Genomic DNA, 23,633 nt, shown 5'->3' with positions numbered 1-23,633 from the left:
AACGGGGTTTATTCATGGTTCTAAAGGACTAAATTATTCATAATTTTCTTGAACTCTTCGTCTAAAAAAATTAGTTCGATTCTATTTTTTCTCTTCCGATACTATAATTTTTCTTTTCAAACCCTAATAGAAACGTTTCTATTTTTACTCCAAAAGTGCCAGTTTTTTAGAAATTTATATCCCTGCTTTTTAGTCTTACATCTCCTAAAAAACAGTAACAGCAAGTCCCCAGTTGTTAGAGACTTGCTGTTTTATAAGTTGATTATGATTGATTTCAACAGTAAGGTAAATCTTGACTTCAACGATCAAGAGGATGCCGCTGCCGCAAGCGTACCGGAAGAATCCGCTGTATGATGAATACTTCGCACGAATCGAATCGTTTTTGTATCCGAATGCATTACAACTGAATGGGTTTCAGCTCTGTGACCGGGCAGAGAACGAACACCCTGCAACCATTCACCAGGCGTCACACCTGTAGCGACAAACATCACGCCTTGGCGTCCGACCATATCCTCCATTGACAGCAATGCCCCCGGATCAGTAATACCCATGCGCTGGCAACGTGCAATCTCTTCTTCTCCATGAGGCAGCAGGCGGCCCTGTAATTCTCCGCCCATGCATTTTAGCGCTGCCGCAGCCAATACGCCCTCAGGAGCGCCACCAGACCCGATATGCAAATCTACACCGCCATCCAGGCAGGTTTCAATTGCACCCATCACATCCCCATGACCAAGCAGCTTGATCCGAACACCACTTTCCCGCAAGAGCTGGATGATCCCGGCATGCCGGGTACGATCCAGAATCGACACCGTAAGATCAGACAAGGATTTCCCCAGTATTCGCGCTGCTTTTGACAATGTGGTCGGGATCGAGTCCTCTAGTGACAGCTTTCCAGCCAATGCTGGTCCCACGGCTAATTTTTGCATGTACATATCTGGAGCGTGAAGTAGCCCCCCGCGAGGTGCAGCAGCAATGACCGACAGTGCATTATTTAAACCGTTCGCCACCGTTTCCGTCCCCTCCAGAGGATCAACAGCAATGTCCATGGCTGGACCTCTGCGATTGCCTACTCTCTCCCCGATATACAGCATGGGAGCCTCATCCATTTCACCTTCGCCAATCACGACCGTGCCGTCCATGGATACCGCGTTAAAATGAGTACGAATGGCTACTGTTGCCGCCTCGTCCGCGCTATTCTTATCTCCACGCCCTGTCCATTGTGCCGATTGCAGTGCCGCTGCCTCTGTTACCCGAACGAATTCCAATGCCATTTGACTCTCCATACTTATCCCTCCACCTCTCCTAAAAATAATGGGTACCCATAGGCAAATAAATATTTTCAGGGCAGTTTTGCTGCCTTTTATATTTACACTCCTGTATCCTGTGATTCATATTCTCTTTATATAAGCTGCTGCTAAGTTACTTCATTTCTACAACATTCGGACAATCAAGCCTGCTGTCTCTTCAATTGCTTTATCTGTAACATCAATGACTGGACAATTCAGCTCTTTAAACAAAGACTGCGCATACGCGATTTCCTCTTCCACCCTTGTTGCTGTGGCATACTGCACATTATTAGGAAGCCCCATAACCTTTAGTCGTTCACTGCGTATTTTCAACAGCAGCTCCGGCTGGATCGTCAATCCGAACACTCGGCCATGCTGAACATCCTTCAATTGAACGGGTGGTGTCAGCTCCGGTACAATCGGAATGTTAACTGTTTTATAACCTTTATGTGCGAGAAACATAGATAAAGGAGTTTTGGAGATACGAGACACGCCCAGCAATACAATATCTGCTTTGAGAATGGCGCTCACATCTTTGCCATCATCATATTGAACCGCAAAATCCAGTGCCTCTACACGCCGAAAATAGTTGTCGTCCAGTCGGTGCAGTAGGCCAGGCTTTTCTTTGGGATCGTTATGAAACGTATCAGCAAACGCCTGCATCATCGGCCCCATAATATCGACAGCTCGCACATTCAGCCGGACAGCCTCCTCCTTCATTGCCTCTCTCAATTCCGGCTGTACCAGCGTATAAGCTACAAAGCCCTTACGCTCAGCAACTTCCTCCATTACCCGACTCAGCTCGTCTTCATCCCTCACGTTCATAAATCTTTTAATCTCTGTGTCTGGTAACTCAAATTGGCGCATAGTCGCCTGTACGACAGCTTCTGCCGTCTCGCCAATCGAGTCTGAACAGATCGCTATAAAATGACTGCTCGCCTGAACCATTCGATTCCTCCCATTAATCCTCTGCTACCATATCGAGCAACATTTTAATAATATTTGTTTTTGTAATACGTCCCACAACTTTCCAGTGCTCTCCTGGTTTGTCGGAATCCGAGGGGACGACGACAGGCAGGCTGTCGATTTGACGGGCAATAATTTTGCGTGCTGCCTCTAATACGGTATCCTCTGGGGAAACAGTGACCACATTCGCCTGTCGGGTCATCACCAGACTGACAGGAATGGTTGCTGCGTTAGGATTGCCTAGCGTGACCTTGAGCAAATCCTTGCGGGAAGCTACCCCTGCTAAATCCCCATCTTCATCAGTGACGATCAAATTGCTCACATTTTCCAAAAATAGAGCTACGACTGCTTCCTGAATTGTGGTTGTTTCACGTACGATGACTGGAACCCCGTGAAGATCACCGACCTTCATTTGCAAAAGCCGGAATTTTTCCTCCCGGTTCGGCGTGCCCCGCTTTCCAACAAAATAACCAACCTTGGGCTTTGCATCTATGTAATTCAGAATGCCCAATTTGGATAGGTCGGTCCGAATGGTCGCCTTACTGAGATTAAGCATTTCCGCAATCTGGTCACCCGTAATCGGGGCATGCTTTTGTACGATGTTTAAAATTTCTACTTGTCTTGCCGTAAGGTCGATGATGAACGCCCCTCCTTTTTAACTTGCGATCTGATATTGAATATAATACGTCATATATAATAATAAATCAACCTAAAAAAGCATATAAAACATCACATATATAAAATTAAGGTGGTTATTCATCTCCTTCTACCATTTAAAACACTTATTTCATACAAAAAACGGGTACTTTATCCCTCTCTTTCGAGTAAGGCAAAGCACCCATTTCCTTATTCGTATCTTAAAGCGTCAATCGGACGCAGCTTCGAGGCCTTCCGCGCCGGATATACTCCGAACAGCACTCCAACACCCATGCAGCACAGAAAAGAATACAGTACTGGCTCCATCGAATACACAATTGGCATTTGGGCGAATTTCTCGAGCAGCTTTGCACCTCCAAGACCCACCATTACGCCGACCAGTCCGCCCATTAGACTGAGAAAAACAGCCTCAGCCACAAACTGCAGCATAATGTCACTGCGCTGCGCACCGATCGCTTTGCGAATTCCGATCTCTCTCGTACGCTCCGTGACGGACACCAACATAATATTCATAATGCCGACACCGCCAACGCCAAGCGCAATTGCAGCCACGCCGATCAGCAGCATATTCATAACCCGGTCAACCCCGGACACTGTTTTTAGGATTTCCGTCTGGGTCATAATTTGAAAATCATCGCCCTCTGATGGCTTTAACTCATGTCTGACCCGCAGCACCTGCCGAATTTCAGCACTTGCCTGATCAATCTTGTCCTCCGTTGTTGCAGAGGCATTCACCTGCTGAATGCTCATATTACCTAGTCGTTCCATCCCCGTTGTAATCGGCACATATACCTGCTGTCCGCTATTATTCATATTTGAATTGGAATTAGTCAGCACACCAACCACCTTAAAGGGCAGTTGCTTGATCATAATGATCTCACCTACCGCTTTGGAGGCATCCGGGCCGAAAATATTACGGGCCGCATCACTCCCCAATACAACAACATTTAGCCGTTTATCCACCTCATAGTGGGTAAAGGATCTGCCCTGCGCGAGCGACAACTTTCTCACATGAACAAATCCCAGCGAAGTCCCCTCAATTTGCACGTTGACCTTATTGCGACTCCATGTAATATCTGCATTGGTCATCGCACTTGGCGCTACCTCGGCTACTGCTTTTTGCTGCTCTAGCTCCTCGATATCTTCCAGTGATATTCCTTTCGTCTGATTAAACGATATGGAGCTTGACCCATCATATGGAGCATAAGGATAAATCATCAGCAGATTATTTCCCATACTGTTGATCTGCGATGTAATCGTAGCCGTTGATCCTTTACCAATGGCTACAATCGCAATCACAGCAGCCACTCCAATAATAATACCTACCATGGTTAGCAAGGATCGCAGCATATTGGTGCGCAAACTGTTGAGCGATACACGGATAATTTCCTGAAACTTCATGCCTTCACTTCCTCTGCCGCCATTCTTCGTTCCTCAACAGGCTGATCCTTTTCAATCCGCCCATCCCGAAAGTGAATCAGACGCTTGGCATATTCCGCAACCTCTTGATCATGAGTAACCAGTACGACCGTTTTCCCCTGATCATTTAATCGCTGGAAAATCCCCATGATTTCCACACTTGTTTTGGAGTCCAAAGCTCCTGTCGGCTCATCCGCCAAAAGAATAACCGGATTGTTCACAAGTGCACGTGCAATGGATACCCGTTGTTGCTGACCGCCTGACAATTCGTTTGGCCTGTTGTTCATCCGGTCGCCTAGACCTACGCTTGTGAGGGCTTCCATGGCCCGCAAACGACGCTCTTTGGCAGAAACCCCCGCATAGATCATAGGCAGTTCCACGTTTTCAAGAGCTGTTGATCGAGGAAGCAAGTGGAACTTTTGAAATACAAATCCGATTTTCTGATTACGTATAATAGCCAGTTCATCCTCGCGGGCATCTAATATCGAATATCCATCCAAATAAAATTGTCCTGACGTAGGTAAATCCAGACAGCCGATGACATTCATCATTGTGGACTTGCCTGATCCAGACGGTCCCATAATCGCAACAAAATCACCGTCAGCAATATCAAGCTGAACCTCACGCAGAGCATGAATTTCCTGATCTCCAACATGGTATACTTTTTTCAAACCCTCAATTTGAATAACATGTCTCATGCCTGTTTAAAAGCCTCCCTGCATGCCGCCCATTGCGGAAGGATCTGGCGGAGGTTCAGGGGCAGGCACAATAACCGTGTCACCCTCCTTAACACCGGACTTAATCTCTACACGATCTGGCGTGTAAAATCCAAGTTCTACGGGCTTGAATGTGCGTGCTCCCGGATTCGCAGCGTTATTAGCAGATACATACACGCCGTCCTGTCCGCCTTCGGATCTCAGTGCAGTCGCAGGAACGAACAGTACATTTTTGTGTACTCCCAAAATAACGGCCACATTCATAATCATGCCTGTTTTAAGCTTGCCTTTCGGGTCGTGAACAGACAGTTCCATCAGATACGTCGTCATCCCTTCATCCGTAGAAGCTTCCGGTGAGACGAATTGCACTTTCCCTGGAAACGATTCACCCGGATATGCATTGGTCGACAACACAGCCGTAAGCCCCTTTTTTACCTTGACAATGTCATTCTGACTTACCTTCACAACTACTTTAAGATCGTTGGAATCCGAGTTATTCATGGTAATAAATGGAGCCGTCGGACTGGTCCCCACATCTCCGTTCACCTTCAGGATCACACCATCCCACGGTGCCGTGACCTGAAGCTTGTTCAGTTCATTTTTTTTCTGCTCCAGCTCGGTCGCCAGTCTTCGTACCTCGATCCGTGAGGATTGAATACTCGATGCATCAGCCGGAACCTGAGTCTTGTGAAGCTCAGCCAATGCGGCACGGTAGCCGATTTCGGCCTCTGAAATGGTACGACGTTTTTGCGACATGATTTTGCGGAACTGTAAGTTTAGATTATCATAGTCCGTTTGTGCTTTATCCAGTGCTTGCTCTGCCTGCTCCAATTCACTGTTGGATACAGCCCCGGCATCATGTAAAAACTTTTGGTCTTCATATGCCTTCCGCGCTTGCTCCAACTGCTTTTGGGAAGCTTTCTTCTGACTCTCGGCTTCTTCCAGTTCAAATGATTCTTGCGCTGTATCAACAGCCATTTTGGCCCGAAGTACATTGGTTTTCTGAATTTCAATGTCCTCGGCCTTGGGCCCCTTCTCCAATTCAGCCAGTTTGGCTTTGGATATCTCCAAAGAATCAGACGCACTCTGAATTTGCATTTTAATTTCCGAGCTGTCCAAAAGCGCCAGTACTTGCCCTTTTTTTACCTTGTCCCCGGCTTTCACGTTGACCACAGCGAGCTTGTTATCGCCTGCACTCGTGAAGTTCAGCTTCACTTCCTTGGATGCTTGCACAGTACCGGACGTGTCCAGCTTCTCGCTCACATCGCCGCGCTCTACTTTAAGCTTCTCATCCTGAACTATAGGTGCTGCCTGCTCTTTGGGCATATTCAGATATACTGCTGCACCGCCACCGCCTACAACCAGTAAAACAATCGCAGTCCAGATCCATTTTTTTCTCCGTTTTCTCCGTAGCTTGATTAAAGCATCATTTAAAACCGTTTCTGCCAACGCCTTTTCCTCCCTATGTGCTCCATGGCTTGTTCAACGTATACTCGTTTTGGTCCAACTCGATCGCCAGCTCTTCCATTTGGCGTTCAATCTGGTTCACTTTCAACTGATTATTTTTCAATTCCATCTCGATAACCAGACCTCTGGCCCACTTTTTACGTGATAACTCCAAGGCTTCTTTTGCCGTACGCAAGCTTTCCTCCAGCTGTACATATTTCTTTTGGTTTTCCTTAACCGTGGCATACAAATTGCGGAGTGATTCGGCAAAATCCTTTTGACCTTTGGCAAGCTCCTCTTTAGCTGTATCGACATCCATTTTAGCTAGATCGTAAGCACCGGCGCCGCTGTTAAAATCAAAATATCTCACATTGAGCTCCGAAGTTTTGATACTATCCTCCAGCTTCCATAAATTTGGATTCATGTCTGTCAGCTGTTGTATATGTAATTCGATATCCAGCTTCTTCGGTTCTTTGTACACGGGTCGATCCACCATTTCATAGGCTGTCCCGTTAGGCTGTCCCATGAGGAAGTTGAGTGCATCTCTGGATTTTTGCAATGCAATTTTTCCCTGTTCGACCGCTTGTTCCGCCTGAACCCTGGCCTGTGTGCTCTCGTTTTTCGCATATTCAGACAGCTTGCCACGCACAAATTTGGCAAGGGCAATCTTTTCCTCCGCTTGGGCGATTTCCAGCGCCTCCAGATCATTTTTCAGCTGATTCTCTGCTACAAACACACTTTGATAGCTTTTCATTACATTAAAATAAATCTGGTCTTTGGCGTATTGCGCCTGCTTTTTGCTGGCTAGATAAGATAACGTCGAGGAACTGTAATTCCTCCAGGACGTTTCATTATCCACATAATCATCGTCTATATAATCGACAGGTGAATTGCCCAGCTCCTTTTCTGCATTTTTCAATTCAAGTCTGCGCCGCTCTACATCCCGCTCGGCAGAACGCGTATTGTAGCTGTTCGTCTGTGCCCATTCTACTGCCTGCTTGAGCGTTAATGGAGGTAGAGTCTGTCCCGTGACAGATGATGTCTTCGGCGTAGCCGCAGCAGATGATGAATTAACTGACACATTTGCTGTAATGCTTCCTGATGAACTGTCAGCCTGGACAGTGGTGACCAAGCCTGTTGAAAAAGACAGTACAAGCAGCACGGCAGCCGCTTTTGGCTTCATAAATGAGATTCTCCCCTTTCAAGTGCATCCTTCGAATCTTTTCCATTCTTTTCGACATAAATTTCCACGAATTCCTCGCATTCTAATTGTACTTTCAGGTTTATGTTGGTACAAGGTGTCAAAACAATACATTTTTGTAACCTTTACTGCCAGATAACTCATTGTAAGTTACTTTGCGTCCCACTAGACATAGATTTAATCTATTTTTACCTGAACTTTACCTAAATTTCAGCTAATTTTAAGGAAACCAACAGCATCTATTAAGGTTTGAAGCATATACTAGAGAAAGAATAACAGCCGCTCACTAGGAGGGTTAATAGATGATAAAAGAATCTCGTATGACAACTACTAACGAACCGTCTGACTTGTGGATGACTCGCTTTCTGCGCGAATCAGAACAAAAAAAGAAACAACTCATTCGGGAAGCCCGAAAAAATAATGATATACCGCTGATGAACAGTATTTCTTTTCACCTTGCCCAGCGGGATCAGCAGCATCTGATTGGATAAGCCTACTTGGAAATCTAGTGCTTTATATGAACGCCATCCTTCATTAATCCGCATGATACGCTAATTAAAAAGAGACGGGACAAATCATAGCTTGATTTGTCCTGTCTCTTTTGGGCAAGGATTCAGACCAGTGTATAGTAGCTCAAAGTCATTGCCACCTTGGCTCATTTCTCGCCTATTCGTCCATCTCCGCCGGCGGATGATAAAGATATTGATTCAATGGGATACGTCCGTTTGCATTAAACTGTATGCCCTCCTCTTCGAGGTACAGGCGCTGCAAGGATGCGGACTCATCCTCCTGTAAAGCAATCTCACCCAAGCGGTTGACTACTCGGTGCCATGGGAGTCGGTGTTTTTGGCTCATTGTATGTAAAATTCGCACCACCTGTCTAGCTCCTCTTGGGCTTCCGGCCTCTGCCGCAATTTGACCGTAAGTCATTACTTTTCCCTCAGGGATCAGCAATATAATTTGAAGCACACGGGCAGTGAAAGGCTGCATGTTCTCATTCCTCCGCATTACTATTGCTTTTTTCTATTATTATAGCACCCTGAACAGAGACCAAAAACCCCTGCTCCTTTTTACATGTAAGCAGCAGGGGAAATCTTTCATTGCAATTTAGAACCCACTCAGACCCTGTCTTTTTAGATCCTGTGCTACCAATCGCGCCAGTTCTCTTGCGCCTGCGTGGTTTGGATGCAGGGTATCACCGTTCATATACAAGGCCAGCGTAGCTTCTTTGCCAATAGAGGTGAAATAAGCTGAACTGAGAACATTCAGATCGACTAAAGGCGTTTGTTCTTCTTGAGCCAACGCCAAAATAGCGCTTCTATACCATCTGTTTTCTGCGTTGTGTACATTGTTAGCATTAAAGTCAGTGGCTCGGCCTTGCGGTGTTGACAGAATTACCGTCGCCCCCTTAGCTTTCACCTGCCGGATCATATCCCGCATCCAGTCCTTAAATTCCGCTTCGCTTTCGTTATGCTTTGGATTGGTATCATTAATGCCTAACTGGAGAATAAAATAATCCCCCGGCTTGATATATTGAACGATTGCCTCCAACTGCCCGTCCTGATGGAACCCTCTAGCAATTTGGCCCCCTGACGCCATATTGCGAATTTGAAAAGTATTCGGGTTTACAAACTCCGGCAGCAGTTGACCCCAGCCCGCCTGCACGCTGCTGTCTAGCGGATAATAGTTACATACTGTAGAATCCCCGCCAATATAAATTGTGCGATTCGTAACCGGATTACTAGACAATTGTTTGATTTCCAGTGCACTGAGCGTGAAGGATGCACCCTCTTTGCCTTCAGTAACCAGCAGATTTAACTGACCGTCTGTCACTGGGATTTGAAAGCGATCTTTGGCCCCATTTCCCGTCATATTTATGACCTGATACACCCCTTCGACCGCAACACTCGAACGGGAAGTATCTCCTAAAGTCACCGACACCTCGTATAAACCTGGAGGAAGATCGACGTCAAAAGTATTCTCGCTTTTCGTTCCTGTAGCCAGGAATTGTACCGCATCACTTGCCACTCCAGTCCCTGACGTATTGACATTACGCATTTTCTCAGGGGTACGAAAGCCATAACCGCGTGCTGAATTATAGGACAGTGAGGCACTCACTCCGGTATAACCCGTTTCGACCGCACCCCCGCCAAAATCAAACTTGTACTCGGTAGTAGATGCATGTGCCGAGGGAGCTATACCCAACCCTGGTGCGCCACATAAAAAAGCTGCCAAAAGCATACCAGTCAATCCTTTTTTCCACTTCATTTTTCATTCCTCCTCCAGATTTTTAATTGTACGAAGCAAAAAACAAGCCATTGTAAGCGTATACATTAAATTCTACCAATAGTTGCACGGTTGTACCTATGTAATTCTAATGCAAATAAAAAAGAGTCTGATAGTAAGTTTGATCTACTACAATCGTATGCCTGTACATAAAAAGCTTCGCAGACTCAACTGCGAAGCTGTATGAAGCAAAATTCGTTATTTTAAGATTACTATATTAATCGGCAACCAGAATACCGTCAAAACTCTCTGGACCTACACGTATTGTGCCCAGCAAGTTAGAAGAAACAAAAGCCGTATACACCAGTTGTGGACTAATCGGCGGGTTAAAATCATCTGCTGAGAACGTAATCACCTGTGGAGCTAATAAACTCAAGTTAAAAGTTGACGTAGCTGAATAAACAACAGGATCTGTTGCCAGCGTACCTCTCACAATCGTAATTGTAATCCCTACTAAAGCAAGCGGAAGCTGAAGCGATATGGTTCCTTTAAGCAGAACCCGTGGCGTACCTGTAGCTCCCTGTGTGTTTAATCCGATCTGCCCAAACAATTGAGGCGTATTTAAAAGAGTAATTGGAATTGCAATAGAATTGGCTGTTGAAGCATTTTGGGATGTTCTCCCATCAATAAATGTTCCCATGGTTTCTCCTCCTCTCTCTATCAGATACTCATAGTTTATGAGAAAATTCGTTTTCTGCTTGGACTGAATAACTTGTGAAACACACAACTTCTGCTGCATAGGCGAATGTGCAGCCCTACTGCTGGTGCTGTGAATACACTAAATCAACACTGGGAAAGGAGGGACGTAATGTCTAATAAGTTTAGAGCCACATTGAGAGGGGCTAATGAAGTACCTCCGGTCAGAACAAATGCAACAGGAACTGCGGAATTTCATTATCGTCCATCAAGGCAACAATTAAGCTTTGAGCTGACTGTTCGCAATATTTCACGAGTAACTGAAGCGCACATTCATCTGGGACGAAGAGGTGAAAACGGACCTATTGTTGCTACCCTGTTTGGTCCTTCAAAATTCGGGATAACTGTAAAAAGAGGCGTCGTTAGTGGTGTGCTACGTGCATGTGATCTTACTGGTCCGCTCAGAGGCAAAACCATTTATGATTTGATATGCCAAATCAGAGAGGGCAATGCCTACGTCAATGTCCGCACAATCCGTCATCCGAACGGCGCCATTCGTGGACAAATTAGACGCGCACCTATCAAACGCTGCAAATAACAAATGAACATGAGTAGTAAAAAGAACTTCCATGCCGCTCATTTTGAGCCTATGGAAGTTCTTTGCTTAATTCTTAACAAAAGTTAAGAAGTTGATAAGCGATTCTTAAGCCACTCCCTTTCAGGTTGTTAAGAACTTTATCTTTTAATAGAAAGAGTTCAACAAGATATAGTTCACTACTGAAAGGAAATGAAGCTTATGAAGCCTAGGACCAAAGAAAAAATTCCCGAATTACAGTTGGTCAGAGCCATGGCAATTTTAGCCGTCCTAATGGTACATGCCACGTCTTATGCAACGGTTCAACTTACACATTCCAGCCTGTATGTTGTATATAATGCGCTCAATGTATTGATGAAGTATGGTACCCCTGTATTTATCGCACTTAGCAGCATGGTGCTGTTCTACAACTATAAGGATCGTCCGATGGGACGACAGCTCTTGAGACGCTTTTATAAGCAGAGACTGCTGTACATCCTCTTACCTTATGTCATGTTCTCTCTCTTTTATTTCATCCTGTCCCTTATGGCTGGCAGTAACGAACCGTGGAGTATAACTTCACTGGCGGAAAGCTTTGCTCTGAAGCTGATCACAGGCAAAGCCTACACCCATTTATATTATATTTTTATCATGATGCAATTCTATCTTGCATTTCCATGCGTACTGTGGCTATTCCAGCGATATCGGCAATTTCCGCAATGGTCTATTGTCATTGGATTACTGGTACAGTGGGCATTTATAATTAGCAATAAATTTCTCTTTCAGGTTCAAAATAAAGGCAGCTGGGCGCTGTCCTATGTGGCCTGCTACATGCTGGGCTCTGCTCTCGGTTACTACTATCCCCAGCTCCGAACTTGGTTTCTGATGCGTAAAGAGGAACGAAGCTTTGCCGGCGTGCTGACATGGATTGTAATTTGGGCTTTATGGCTGATTTCAGCTACCATTCATGTCTATATGTGGTATGAAAATAGAATGTACGGAACTTCGTACAATTCGCTAGTTTTTGAACTTATGTACAATATATACAGCCTGTCTAGTACGTTAGTATTACTACAGATTTCCTTTCTCATGTATCGGAGACAACATTCCTTTGTCATTCGCAAGCTGGAGCGTCTGGGCACACTATCTTTTGGTGTGTATCTGATTCATCCGTTCTTCCTGCTTCTGTATCGGCAGTTTTCACCACACATCGGCTCACCGCAGCTTATCCATCTGTGGTACGCTGGAGGTTTTTTTTGTGCACTTCTTTGCTCCTGGCTCGTCGTGTCAGTCATCTCCCGCTTCCTGCCCTTTGCCTGGATCTTGTTCGGTCAACTACCGGGAACAGGCAAAGGTAACTCAAGCAAAGAGATCCAGTTTTCCCAACCAAATTCGTTCTATCCAAAGACTGATGACACCCAGCAAGCAACCTGAAATCAGTGTTCGTAGCCTCCATCTTTAAAAAAGTATATAATACGCCCATATTGTATACAGCTGGAAAGAACAGAAAGGGTGCAAAATCATGCATAACGGAACCATTTTATTAGTAGACGATGAACCTGAGATAATTAAGCTCATGCAAATATATTTGGAAAATGAAGGGTATCGCTTGCTCGTGGCCCGGGACGGACTGGAAGCGCTGGAGCAGGTCAGTCGGGAGCAGATAGATGTAATGGTGCTGGATGTGATGATGCCCAATATGGACGGGATTGAAGCTTGCATGAAAATCAGGGAAACCGAGCATTTTCCAATCATTATGTTGTCCGCGAAGGGACAAGATATGGACAAAATTACAGGGCTCAGCGTTGGGGCCGATGATTATGTCACCAAGCCGTTCAGCCCGCTGGAGCTCGTAGCACGCATCAAATCCCAGCTGCGCAGAGTACGGAAATATACCCAATCCTCGCCTGTTTTGGAGCATGAAATGGTACTGGATGAACTCTCTATTAACGCTGTTACGCATGAGGTCACTCTCGCCGGAGAACCCGTCAAGCTGACTCCACGTGAGTTCGCCATTGTCGAGCTTTTGGCTCGGCACCGGGGCCAAGTGCTGAGCATGGAGCAGATTTATGAAAAGGTCTGGAAAGAGCAATATCTGGAATCCAATAACACGTTAATGGTTCATGTGCGTAAAATTCGCGAGAAAATTGAGACAGATCCGAGAAAACCCAAATATCTGAAAACGGTGTGGGGCATCGGCTATAAAATGGAAAAATTTGATTAATGGAGGATTTGTGTCTTGAAGGCAAAACGATACGACACGCTGGGATGGAAGCTGGCAGCCCTTAGCCTTGCCGCCTTCACTTTAACTGGACTGATTTTAATGGTGTTTTACTATGGGGCATCTCTGCTGTTATGGCTGAATCCCTCCCGTTCATTTTTTGGCACCCGGTTGATCCGCTGGACCGTAAATCATATTGGTTCCTCACTGATCATGTTGGTAGGCGGGCTGCCTTTATATATTTATTTCTTTTTCCTTTTTACCAAAAATACGATTGGCTATCTACGCGAGATTACGACAGGGATGCAGGAGTTTGCGGACGGAAATCTATCCTATTCGATTCCGGTATCTTCAGCGGATGAGCTGGCAACCTTGGCGAAAAATATGAATACGATGGCAGACAAGCTCCGTCGTTCACTAGAAGAAGAACGAGCCTCCGCCAAAGCGAAAAACGACCTGATCACTGGCGTATCCCACGATCTTCGCACCCCGCTAACATCTGTGATCGGCTTTTTGGAGTACATTGAAACCGACCGTTACCGGGACGAGATTGAGCTGCGCTACTATGTGAACATTGCTTATGAAAAATCACTGACGCTTAAAAAGCTGATCGACGAGTTATTTGAATACACGCGTGTGAGTGGTGGCAGCCTGCCACTGGAGTTGGAGCCTGTAGACCTCGGCAAATTGCTCACTCAGCTTGCTGAGGAATTTGTACCCTCGCTGGAACAGGCCGACATGTCTTATCGTGTCCGAATCGTTGAGCCCGTTCGAATTTTGGCTGATACGGACGAGCTGGTACGCCTGTATGAAAATTTATTTTCCAACGCGATTCGATACGGCAAGGAGGGCAAGCGGCTCGATATCACCATAGGACGTGAAGGCGATGAAGCGATAGTCATCTGCACCAACTACGGTACCCCGATTCCACCGGAAGATGTTCCGCATCTGTTTGAACGGTTTTACAGAGTGGACAAATCACGCTCCAAGGAAACCGGAGGCACCGGTCTGGGGCTGGCCATTACCAAAAGCATTACCGAGCTGCACAATGGCCGCATTTCGGTTAGGAGCAATCGCAGACAAACGGATTTTGAAACACGTTTTCCGCTCTATCGTGCTCGTTAGACGGGCAGTGTAACGCTAACCAATCAACAGCGTATACACGATACCCGGTCCGTGTACCCCGATCGTCAAGTCATTTTCAATATCGGACGAGCGGCTCGGCCCGGTAATAAAATGAATACCTGCCGGCAACAGCTCGCGTCCGGCTTCATCAAAGCGGCTTAAAATCTCGCCCAGTCGTGTTCGCAGACGCTCTACTGGCAGGAGAATGATCAGCACGGTCGGCAGCAGACTGACCGAGCGCCCCTTCCCCGGCGCAGATAGCACCGCTACCGAGCCGGTGTAGGCGGCGGCCTCATCGGCCATGACAATGCCGATATCGGCTTCCGCAGCGCGCGCCTTCCAGTCTTCGGCTGGATCGGTGTTCCACACCGACAGTCGGACTTCCGGCAGCGCTGCTTCCAACTGGAGCGCATCCAGGTCCGGCTCATTTTGCCGGACGATATAAGCCGCTCCCAGCTCGCGCGCCTTGTGCGCGATCCAGTCCGCCGTCTCCTCCAAATCCGGCAGACGCACGACATGTCCGCCAACACTTGTAAAGTTGGCGGTGAATTCCTCGATCCGCTGCTCCGCATCCCATTCGAATTCGTGCCAAAACGCAGGTGCGCCGCGAAACGGCTGCATCGGTGGCTCCGTCTGCCGCGGACGCTTGAGCCGCGCCGCAATCCCCTCCATAAAGCGCATCTGCTTGACACGGGATTCGGCTTCCATTTGATGAAGCCACGCTTCATGCTCCGCTTTTGCTTGCGCAGAAGGACTACGCCGTTCATTCATGCTGGGCCCCTCCTTTACTTCTGTCTGCCAAGATTGTCTCCATTCGGCTGAGAATGTCCGGGTGCATGACCTTGCGTTCCTGCTCCAGCTCACGTGCCAGTGTGTTCCAGTGCTGACGGAAGGATTTTTTCGCTAAACCAGGAGCCACACGATACGTATTCCAGCCTTTTAAGGGGCCAAGCTTAAGGGTAATTTCACCTTTACGGACGACCGCTTTCTGTGCGATCTGCCCAAGCCGGATCGCCGCAGCGAATCGCTTCGAGCTGGAAACGACTGCCGCAAAACCCTTCATCCCGGCCGTCTCCAGCTTATCCCCTTGTCCCCCTTCCACCTTGCGTCTACGCAAATAAACCAGCATATCATGCAGTGGTATTTTGACCGGACAAGCTTCATAACACGCCCCGCACAAGCTGGATGCACTTGCAATATCGTTCCATTCTTCGATGTTGCCGTGAAGGGCAGGCGTAAGCACTGCGCCGATAGGGCCGCTATATGTCCCGCCATACGCGTGTCCCCCAATGTGTCGGTACACTGGACAGGCGTTGAGGCAAGCACCGCAGCGAATGCAATTCAACAACTCCTGAAATTCGGGATTGCCTAACTGAAGCGAACGTCCATTATCTACGATGATGATATGCATTTCCTCCGGTCCATCAGCATCCTGGCTGCGCCGGGGTCCAGAAATACCGGACATATACATCGTCAGCTTCTGTCCGGTAGCGGAGCGTGGCAGCAATGTAGCCATCACTTCCAAATCTGTCCAGGATGGAATAATCCGCTCCATACCCATCAGTGTAATTTGTGTTTTGGGCAGCGTGGAAACCATACGTGCGTTACCTTCATTTTCGAACAGGACCATGGAACCCGTCTCGGCAATGGCAAAATTGCAGCCTGTCATGCCAATATCCGCATCCAGAAACTTTTCACGCAGCTTTTTGCGGACAAAGCCGGCCAAAATCGTCGTATCTGCGGACAGCTCCTCCCCCGCTTCTTTGGACAGCAACTCGGCAATCTGATAACGGTTTTTGTGAATCGCAGGGATTACGATATGAGATGGCGCCTCACCTGCCAGTTGAATAATATACTCACCGAGATCACTTTCAATCGTCTCGATATCCGCACCTTCCAGCGCCTGGTTCAAATGCAGCTCCTCTGACACCATCGACTTGGATTTGACGACAGAACGTGCTTGGTTATGCGCGGCAATGTCCAGTGTAATGCGTACGGCATCCACTGCGGTGTCGGCAAAATGGATATGCACCCCGTTGGCACGGGCATTTTCTACAAATAGATTTAGGTAATAGTCCAGATGGGCAATGGTATGAAGCCGAATTTGACGCCCCCGCTCACGCCATTCCTCCCAATTTCCGTGCTGTTCTGAAGCTACCCGCTTGCCATTGCGTAGTCGCTCGGTAGTGAAACGAACTGCATTCCGCAGAAAATCGTCATTCAGAGCTAGCTCTGCGCGTTCTTTGACCTTTTGGTTCATAGAATGTGTATGTACAGCGGTCATGCGTGTTTCACCCCTTCATACAGCAGCTCTGCCAGATGCATCACCCGAACTGGCTCTTCCCGATATCTAAGATTTCCGGCGATGTTCATCAAGCAGGCCATATCCAATCCGACCAATACCTCGGCTTCCGTCTCCCTGATATGGTCCACTTTTTCAGTTACCATCGCTCCCGAAATATCGGGCATTTTCACCGCAAAAGTACCACCAAACCCACAGCAGTCCTCAGCAAAAGGAAGCGGCACTAATTGCAAACCCTTTACGCTGCCAAGCAGCTTCATCGGTTCTTCCTTTACGCCGAGCAAACGTGTTCCATGACAAGACGGATGGTAGGTTACCGTATGCGGAAAAGACGCGCCCACATCGGTCACGCCAAGCACCTGTACCATAAATTGTGTAAACTCATACGTCTTTTGCTCCAGCCTCCGTGCCGAATCCAACCATTTGGGCTCATCCTTAAACAATTCCGGGTAATGATGAATCATATACGTGCAGGAACCAGAAGGAGCCACGACAAAATCGCTGTCATTAAACGCTCTCAAAATCGTTTTTGCCGCTGCCCTTGTTTCGTCCCAATAGCCGCTGTTATAGGACGGCTGCCCGCAGCATGTCTGCACCTTGGGAAATTCCAGCTCGACACCATATCTGGCAAGCAAGCGTGCCATCGCTTCTCCTACTCTTGGATAAATGGCATCGCTCAGGCAGGTAATAAATAAAGATACCTTCATACGACACACCCCTTCTGTCCATTTTCCACAAGGAAAACTTTCATCATAAGCATAAGCTTGCAGTGGGATGCTCGCCTATAGGTGTTTTACATCATCCAAGAATCCCACTGCAACAGCAATCGTAAGATCAAATGAAACGAGGAGTAGCCTCCCTCCAGAAACTCCATACTTACACAATCGTAACTGGAATGGACAGCTCTGCGAGCTGACTACGAATCGGGTCCGACAACCGTGAATCTGTGATTATTTCGGACACTTGTGACAAGTGCACGACATGTGTAAACGCCTGCTGCCCGAACTTGCTCGCATCTGCCAGTAAAATCACGCGATCCGCAATGCTGACCATTTTCTGCTTCAACCGAGCTTGCAGCTCATTCGATTCACTAATGCCGCGATCCAGATGAACTCCCTGACTTGAAAAAAACAGCTTATCTACATGATAGGTTTCTAATGAACGCTCTGCAAGAGGACCCACGAACGACAGTGAACGTTGAAGCAACTGACCTCCCGTCGAAATGACCTCGATTTTTTCCTTACCTGCCAGCTCTGTAGCTACCCGAATCGAATTGGTCAATATCGTTAAAGGAATATCCGGCAGACTGGAAGCCATATACCAGGCCGTCGTACTGGCATCCAGTAAAATGCGATCATGTGGCTGAATCTGCTTGATCGCTTCCTCAGCAATTCGACGCTTTTCCTCTGCGTTCATAATTTCCCGTACCGCATAAGGGGTTTCAGGCTGCTCGTTTTTGACACTAACCGCCCCCCCATGCGAACGGCGCAGCCGTCCCGCCTGCTCCAGTCGATCCAGATCGCGTCGGATCGTTTCTTCCGTTACTTTACACAGCTCACTTAATTCGGACACCCGTATGCTTCCTCTTTCATTCACGAGCTGCACAATCATTTCATATCTTTCTGCGACCAGCATGGCAATCTCACTCCACCTCTTTAATGTACAAAAAGTCCTGTCACCCGCCGGAACCGCCCATAGGCATCCTCCCACGCTTCTGACTCGGCAGGTTCATATTCCTCTACGACAATAGAATCTGCAATGACCCGGCGTGCTTCCCATATATCGGAGAACTTTCTCTGTGTCATCCATTGTACCGCAAGATTGCCAATTGCGCTCGCTTCTGCGGGTCCCGCCCACACCGGTTTTTGAATCGAATTGGCCGTCCATTGGCACAGCAAGTGGTTCTGAATTCCCCCACCGACCATATGCAAACCATTAAAACGTTGTCCTGACACCCGTTCCGTAAGCTCCAAAATATAACGATACTTTAACGCCAGACTTTCCAGAATGCAGCGCGTAATCTCTCCCGGCGTATCCGGCAATGGCTGCCCGGTATTGCGGCAGTATTGGCGGATGCGTGTTTTCATATCCCCGGCATGCAGAAACAGTTCATCATCCGGGTCAACCAAACAAGTGAACGCCGGCGCCTGTTCTGCCAACCGAACCAATTCAGGAAAGGAGTAGGAGTTTCCCTGCCGCTCCCACTCTCTGCGCGCCTCCTGTAGAATCCACAGTCCCATGATATTTTTTAGCAGCCTGTAGGTCCGACCCACGCCGCCTTCATTTGTAAAATTAAATCGAAGCGTATCATCATTGATTACAGGCTGTGCGGTCTCCGTTCCCATCAGGGACCATGTTCCGCAGCTCAAGTACGCAAAGGACCGTTCCAGCGCAGGCACCGCAGCTACCGCTGATCCTGTGTCATGCTCTGCTACTGCAATCACGGGAATCGCTCCAACACCCAAATCCGTAATCAAAGATGAACGGATTGTACCTGCAACACTTCCCGGCTCCAGTACCTCTCCAAACCAAGAACGGGGAATGTTGATTCCAGACAAAAGCTCATCATCCCATTTTTGCCGTAGCGGATGATATAATTGCGTGCTCGTTGCATTCGAAAATTCATGATACATTTCACCTGTCAGAAAATATCGCAGCAAATCAGGGATCATTAAGAAATGCGTTGCCTGCTCCAGCAAGGGTGAACTCATCTTCCGCATAGCGGCCAGCTGATAAATCGTATTAAATGTCAAAAACTGAATGCCTGTGCGCTGGAAAATAAACTCTTTTCCCAGCCGTTCCTGTACGTTCTCCATCACCCCGTGTGTATGCCAATCCCGATAATGATAAGGGTTGCCCAGCAATTCCCCAGTTTCCCCAATCAGTCCAAAATCGACTGCCCAGGAGTCGATCGCCAGGCTGGACGGATTCACTCCCATATGCTTGGCTTTGAGCAATCCCTGCTGCACCTCGTGATACAGACGCAGTATATCCCAGTGCAGGCGTTCGCCGACCTTGACCGGATCATTGGAAAAGCGATGGATCTCCTCCACTACGATACGTGAATCGGTTAATTTTCCGAGCAGAACCCTGCCGCTGCTTGCCCCCAGATCATATGCGAGGATGCTCACCAGCTCGCACCACCCTTGCCTCTTTGCAAAATCTGCGTACCATACTCAGAAGCCAAGTAGGCTTTCATTGGATCTGCAGGTAATCCTTGCTCTTCACGGATCGCTTTGAGCAACGGTGCCACATCAAACTCGAACGCTTGGCGTACGGCATCCTCCGCACCGAGCACATCCTGACGACTCGCCGCTTCCTCCACTTCTGCATGATTAATCAAAAGTGCCTTCGCATATTGAGTTTGCACATTCAGTACCGAGCGAATCATGGCCGGAATTTTGGGTTCGATATTGTGCGACTGATCGATCAAATAAGCGATTTTATCAACAGCATGGCGGATATCTGCATCGACATCCTGCGCTGCGTTCAAAATCTGGTAAAAGATTAAAAACAGCTCATACGGATTAGCAGAGCCCACGATCAGATCATCATCCGCATATTTATAACTGTTAAAATGAAAGCCGCCCAGTCGCTGCTCATCCATTAAGAACGCAACAATATGCTCCACGTTGGCTCCCGGCAGATGATGCCCAGTATCCACCAGCACCTGTGCTTGTGGCCCCAACTTGGTCGCGTAATGGTACGCCATGCCCCAATCGGCAATATCCGTATGGTAAAAGGCTGGCTCAAACGCCTTGTATTCAATCAGCATGCGCATGTCCGGCGTAAGCGCCTTATACATTTCACGCAGCGCCTCCAGCATCCAATTTTTGCGTTTGCGAAGGTCCCCCTGGCCGGGATAATTGGTTCCGTCTGCGAACCATAAGCTAAAATCGTTGGAGCCCGTTTCCTTGGCAATATCCACGCATTCTAACAAATGGTTGATAGCCTTGCGACGGATTGCCGGGTCTACATTGGTAACGCTACCGAGCATATAGTCCTCGTCTTGAAACAGATTGGGATTTATTGCCCCTATTTTTAGGCCGAGACTTTCAGCATGACTGCGAAGTCTGCCGTAATCGTCTACTTTATCCCACGGGATGTGAATAGCAACAGATGGGCATAAACCTGTCACGGCATGAACCTGTGCGGCATCCTCCAGCTTTTCGTACGGATCACGCGGCACGCCCGTTTTCTGGAAGACCTTGAACCGTGTACCTGAGTCTCCATATCCCCAGGAAGGCGTTTCTATATTAAGCGCTTTCAGTCTTGACTTTACTTGCTCCAGGTCAATGCCTCGTTGCTGCTGCTGTTCCTCGAATAAGGCGTACGCTTTGTCACTCATCGTGGTTCCTCCTTGGAAAATGAAGTGAGTTATGGGAGGCCGCTTCGCGTGCGGATTGTTCTTCCGATCGCTGTTGCAACGGGATTTTTCATTTTGCAACACATAATAAGGTTAAAATCCCGTTGCAAAGGCGAACGCTCCGCTTCTTCAAAACAATTCCGCCCGCTCCGCTGGTGACCACACATAAAGTCACTTCTAATTTAAAGTGTTAGGTTCATTTCAATTTGCTAGCGTGTAAAGGCTGCTGGGACGCCGCCGTCGATGGTCAGCATACAGCCTGTCGTTTTCTCCGCCTTGGATGAGGCGAAAAAGGCAATGCCCTCAGCGATATCCTGCGGATAAATGTTGACCAGCAGCGTCGTTCGCTTGCGGTAATGCTCCTCCAGCTGATCTGGCTCGATGCCGTAGGCAGCGGCTCGCTCATTGCGCCAATTGGAGTTCCAGATTGCCGAGCCTTGCAAAATCGCATCCGGCAAAATCGTGTTCACGCGGATACCGTATTCGCCGCCTTCTGCGGCAATACAGCGGGCCAGATGCGCTTCCAGCGCCTTGACCGAACTGTAGGCCGTTACATTTTTACCCGCGTAGACTGAGTTTTTGGAACCAACGAACACCATGCTTCCGCCAAGTGTCTGTTCCTTCATCAGCTTGAATGCTTCACGCGCGACCAAAAAATAACCTGTTCCCAACACGTTTACATTTAAATTCCATTCCTTTAATGATGTTTCATCGAACGGACTGGATGTAGCAAGCCCAGCATTGTTAACAATGACATCTACACCACCATAGGTCAGCGCCGTCTCGGCATAGGCCGCCTGGATCTGCTCCTCCTGCGTCACATCCATTTTCACGGCAATCGCTCGGTTTTCACCGTAACTGCGATTGATGTCTGCGGCTACCTTTTGCGCACCCTCCAGATTCAGGTCTGCCAATACAACATGCGCACCTTCATCCACCAAACGCCGTGCGGTCGCACTGCCAATTCCGCCTGCACCGCCTGTAATGAACGCAATTTTGCGTGAAAATTCCGCTTCTGCTGGCGCCAGTGACAGCTTATAAAGCTCCAGCGGCCAATATTCCACGTTGTAAGATTCATTTTCACTGAGCGAAACAAACTCTCCTAACGCCGTTGCTCCTCGCATAACAGCAATTGCCCGATGATACAGAGCGCCGCTCACCTGCGCATTACTCCAGCTTTTGCCTGTATTAATCATACCGACACCCGGAATCAGGATTACACGCGGCGCTGCTTCAAATCTCACGTCTCCTTCATGTCGATTGCGCTCGAAATAAGCTTGGTACTGCTCTTTATAGACTGCTATACCCTCGGCAAGCTTAACTCTCAGCCCCTCTACATCCTCCATATCTGGTGTCCAATCCACATAAAGCGGTTTCATTTTGGTATGAACGAGATGATCCGGGCATGCTGCTCCGACCTGAGATAAAGCGGCAGAATCCCGGCCGTTCACAAATTCCAACACATCCTCTGCGTCATCAAAGGTGAGGATCATCTTTTTCTCATCACTGACTGCACCCCGGATGGATGGCATGACTTGGGACACAATACTACGGCGCCCTTTTGAAGTAAGCGATTCATACTTTGCACCTCCAAACCCCTGCTTTTTCGCTTGACGAGCTTTAATATAACTTTCTGCTTCTTGGATGATTTCGATCGTTTTGGCATAAGCCGCTTCGGACGTGTCTCCCCACGTAACCAAGCCATGCTTTTCCATCAATACCAACTCAGCTTGTGGATGATCAAGTACTCCTTGGGCAATCATTTTCGATAGCTTAAAACCGGGACGGATATAAGGTACCCATACAAAACGGTCACCGAAAATTTCCTTAGCAATTTCCTGACCGTTATGCGCACAGCATAAGCTGATAATCGCGTCCGGATGTGTATGATCGACATGCTTAAAAGGCAAAAATGCGTGTAGCAGTGTCTCAATGGAAGCCCGCGGATGTTTGGCATCTATCATACAGTTCGCCAAATATGCGACCATATCCTCGTCAGACATATCTCCCCATTCAAACAATGGACGAATATCCTCCATACGAAGCCCAGTGAAGTTATGCGCTTTCATGGTTGCAAGATCGGAACCGCTCCCCTTAACGTACATCACTTCAACTTCACGCCCGCGAAAATCTTGTATCGTCGTTTTGGCCGAAGTGTTGCCGCCTCCCCAGTTGCACACGCTCCGATCTGTGCCAATCAGGTTAGAACGATATACGAGTTGTTCCAGCGTGCTTTTCTGTTCAGATGCTTGTGAAGAATTCCATAGACTTTGTACCATAGGAAAAAGACCTCCAAGTTCTGTTTTTGTTTTGAATAACTTTATTAAGGTGGATATATTTTTATTTATGGAGACTATAACACTTTTGTTTTAATTTGAAAATATAAAATACAAAAATAATCAAAAATAAATTTTAATTTTATCCATTCTTAA

At 47.6% G+C, this 23,633-nt stretch carries 22 protein-coding genes; 5 read left to right on the top strand and 17 right to left on the bottom strand.

Annotated elements, in window-relative coordinates; all coding sequences use genetic code 11:
• Positions 1–305: 305 nt before the first annotated feature.
• The 7 genes from glpX to ACQQ6X_RS08710 form a co-directional block, all read right to left on the bottom strand.
• The gene (glpX, locus tag ACQQ6X_RS08740) at positions 306–1,283 is read right to left on the bottom strand and encodes a class II fructose-bisphosphatase (protein ID WP_305168209.1); all 978 of its coding nucleotides are present in this window, start codon (positions 1,281–1,283) and stop codon (positions 306–308) included.
• A 147-nt stretch (positions 1,284–1,430) separates the two neighbouring features.
• Positions 1,431–2,234: a pyruvate, water dikinase regulatory protein gene (locus tag ACQQ6X_RS08735; RefSeq protein WP_063213726.1), complete on the bottom strand. Its 804-nt coding sequence runs from the start codon at positions 2,232–2,234 to the stop codon at positions 1,431–1,433.
• A gap of 13 nt (positions 2,235–2,247) precedes the next feature.
• Positions 2,248–2,862, bottom strand: coding sequence for a helix-turn-helix transcriptional regulator (locus tag ACQQ6X_RS08730; RefSeq protein WP_223822107.1), 615 nt, complete (start codon positions 2,860–2,862; stop codon positions 2,248–2,250).
• Positions 2,863–3,098: 236 nt separating this feature from the next.
• Entirely contained in the window at positions 3,099–4,310 is a 1,212-nt protein-coding gene (locus ACQQ6X_RS08725) for an ABC transporter permease (RefSeq protein ID WP_305168208.1), read from the bottom strand.
• On the bottom strand, positions 4,307–5,026 hold the full coding sequence (locus ACQQ6X_RS08720; protein WP_013310161.1) for an ABC transporter ATP-binding protein: 720 nt from the start codon (positions 5,024–5,026) through the stop codon (positions 4,307–4,309). The genes ACQQ6X_RS08725 and ACQQ6X_RS08720 overlap by 4 nt, the downstream gene beginning before the upstream one ends.
• Positions 5,027–5,032: 6 nt before the next feature.
• Positions 5,033–6,493 (bottom strand): efflux RND transporter periplasmic adaptor subunit, encoded by a 1,461-nt coding sequence (locus ACQQ6X_RS08715; protein ID WP_305168207.1) that lies wholly within the window; start codon positions 6,491–6,493, stop codon positions 5,033–5,035.
• A gap of 13 nt (positions 6,494–6,506) precedes the next feature.
• On the bottom strand, positions 6,507–7,673 hold the full coding sequence (locus ACQQ6X_RS08710; protein WP_305168206.1) for a TolC family protein: 1,167 nt from the start codon (positions 7,671–7,673) through the stop codon (positions 6,507–6,509).
• Between the two features lie 320 nt (positions 7,674–7,993).
• Between ACQQ6X_RS08710 and ACQQ6X_RS08705 the strand changes: the two genes are divergently transcribed.
• A complete protein-coding gene (locus ACQQ6X_RS08705; protein ID WP_013370989.1) occupies positions 7,994–8,182 on the top strand; it encodes a hypothetical protein in 189 nt (62 codons plus the stop codon).
• Positions 8,183–8,357: 175 nt separating this feature from the next.
• Here the strand turns inward: ACQQ6X_RS08705 and ACQQ6X_RS08700 are convergent, their stop codons facing one another.
• The 3 genes from ACQQ6X_RS08700 to ACQQ6X_RS08690 all read right to left on the bottom strand — a co-directional run bounded on the left by ACQQ6X_RS08700 (position 8,358) and on the right by ACQQ6X_RS08690 (position 10,617).
• Positions 8,358–8,681, bottom strand: a complete 324-nt coding sequence (locus ACQQ6X_RS08700; RefSeq protein WP_305168205.1) for an MGMT family protein — start codon at positions 8,679–8,681, stop codon at positions 8,358–8,360.
• 117 nt (positions 8,682–8,798) lie between these two features.
• Complete coding sequence (locus tag ACQQ6X_RS08695; RefSeq protein WP_305168204.1) at positions 8,799–9,959, bottom strand: rhamnogalacturonan acetylesterase; 1,161 nt, start codon at positions 9,957–9,959, stop codon at positions 8,799–8,801.
• Positions 9,960–10,194: 235 nt separating this feature from the next.
• The gene (locus ACQQ6X_RS08690) at positions 10,195–10,617 is read right to left on the bottom strand and encodes a hypothetical protein (RefSeq protein ID WP_149032959.1); all 423 of its coding nucleotides are present in this window, start codon (positions 10,615–10,617) and stop codon (positions 10,195–10,197) included.
• A gap of 168 nt (positions 10,618–10,785) precedes the next feature.
• Here ACQQ6X_RS08690 and ACQQ6X_RS08685 point away from each other — a divergent pair, with 168 nt between their 5' ends.
• The 4 genes from ACQQ6X_RS08685 to ACQQ6X_RS08670 all read left to right on the top strand — a co-directional run bounded on the left by ACQQ6X_RS08685 (position 10,786) and on the right by ACQQ6X_RS08670 (position 14,533).
• Positions 10,786–11,211, top strand: a complete 426-nt coding sequence (locus tag ACQQ6X_RS08685) for a CHRD domain-containing protein (RefSeq protein ID WP_305168203.1) — start codon at positions 10,786–10,788, stop codon at positions 11,209–11,211.
• A gap of 198 nt (positions 11,212–11,409) precedes the next feature.
• A complete protein-coding gene (locus ACQQ6X_RS08680) occupies positions 11,410–12,621 on the top strand; it encodes an acyltransferase (protein WP_305168202.1) in 1,212 nt (403 codons plus the stop codon).
• An 88-nt stretch (positions 12,622–12,709) separates the two neighbouring features.
• On the top strand, positions 12,710–13,411 hold the full coding sequence (locus ACQQ6X_RS08675; protein WP_305168201.1) for a response regulator transcription factor: 702 nt from the start codon (positions 12,710–12,712) through the stop codon (positions 13,409–13,411).
• Between the two features lie 15 nt (positions 13,412–13,426).
• On the top strand, positions 13,427–14,533 hold the full coding sequence (locus tag ACQQ6X_RS08670) for a sensor histidine kinase (protein ID WP_305168200.1): 1,107 nt from the start codon (positions 13,427–13,429) through the stop codon (positions 14,531–14,533).
• A gap of 15 nt (positions 14,534–14,548) precedes the next feature.
• Here the strand turns inward: ACQQ6X_RS08670 and ACQQ6X_RS08665 are convergent, their stop codons facing one another.
• From ACQQ6X_RS08665 to ACQQ6X_RS08635, 7 genes are all read right to left on the bottom strand, one after another.
• Positions 14,549–15,304, bottom strand: a complete 756-nt coding sequence (locus ACQQ6X_RS08665; protein WP_305168199.1) for a LutC/YkgG family protein — start codon at positions 15,302–15,304, stop codon at positions 14,549–14,551.
• On the bottom strand, positions 15,297–16,817 hold the full coding sequence (locus ACQQ6X_RS08660; protein ID WP_305168198.1) for a LutB/LldF family L-lactate oxidation iron-sulfur protein: 1,521 nt from the start codon (positions 16,815–16,817) through the stop codon (positions 15,297–15,299). Before ACQQ6X_RS08660 ends, ACQQ6X_RS08665 begins: the two co-directional genes overlap by 8 nt.
• Positions 16,814–17,542 carry a (Fe-S)-binding protein gene (locus tag ACQQ6X_RS08655; protein ID WP_149032955.1) on the bottom strand — a complete coding sequence of 243 codons (729 nt, stop codon included), beginning with the start codon at positions 17,540–17,542 and terminating at the stop codon, positions 16,814–16,816. Before ACQQ6X_RS08655 ends, ACQQ6X_RS08660 begins: the two co-directional genes overlap by 4 nt.
• A gap of 169 nt (positions 17,543–17,711) precedes the next feature.
• Positions 17,712–18,470: a DeoR/GlpR family DNA-binding transcription regulator gene (locus tag ACQQ6X_RS08650; protein WP_305168197.1), complete on the bottom strand. Its 759-nt coding sequence runs from the start codon at positions 18,468–18,470 to the stop codon at positions 17,712–17,714.
• Positions 18,471–18,490: 20 nt separating this feature from the next.
• Positions 18,491–19,966 (bottom strand): rhamnulokinase, encoded by a 1,476-nt coding sequence (locus ACQQ6X_RS08645; protein ID WP_305168196.1) that lies wholly within the window; start codon positions 19,964–19,966, stop codon positions 18,491–18,493.
• Positions 19,963–21,183, bottom strand: a complete 1,221-nt coding sequence (rhaI, locus tag ACQQ6X_RS08640) for an L-rhamnose isomerase (protein ID WP_305168195.1) — start codon at positions 21,181–21,183, stop codon at positions 19,963–19,965. The genes ACQQ6X_RS08645 and rhaI overlap by 4 nt, the downstream gene beginning before the upstream one ends.
• 227 nt (positions 21,184–21,410) lie before the next feature.
• Complete coding sequence (locus ACQQ6X_RS08635; RefSeq protein ID WP_305168194.1) at positions 21,411–23,480, bottom strand: bifunctional aldolase/short-chain dehydrogenase; 2,070 nt, start codon at positions 23,478–23,480, stop codon at positions 21,411–21,413.
• Positions 23,481–23,633 lie beyond the last annotated feature (153 nt).

The organism is Paenibacillus ottowii, from assembly GCF_050516475.1.
GTDB lineage: Bacteria > Bacillota > Bacilli > Paenibacillales > Paenibacillaceae > Paenibacillus > Paenibacillus ottowii.
Note: the sequence above shows the minus strand (reverse complement) of the source record. Positions and strands in the feature narration are given on the sequence as shown.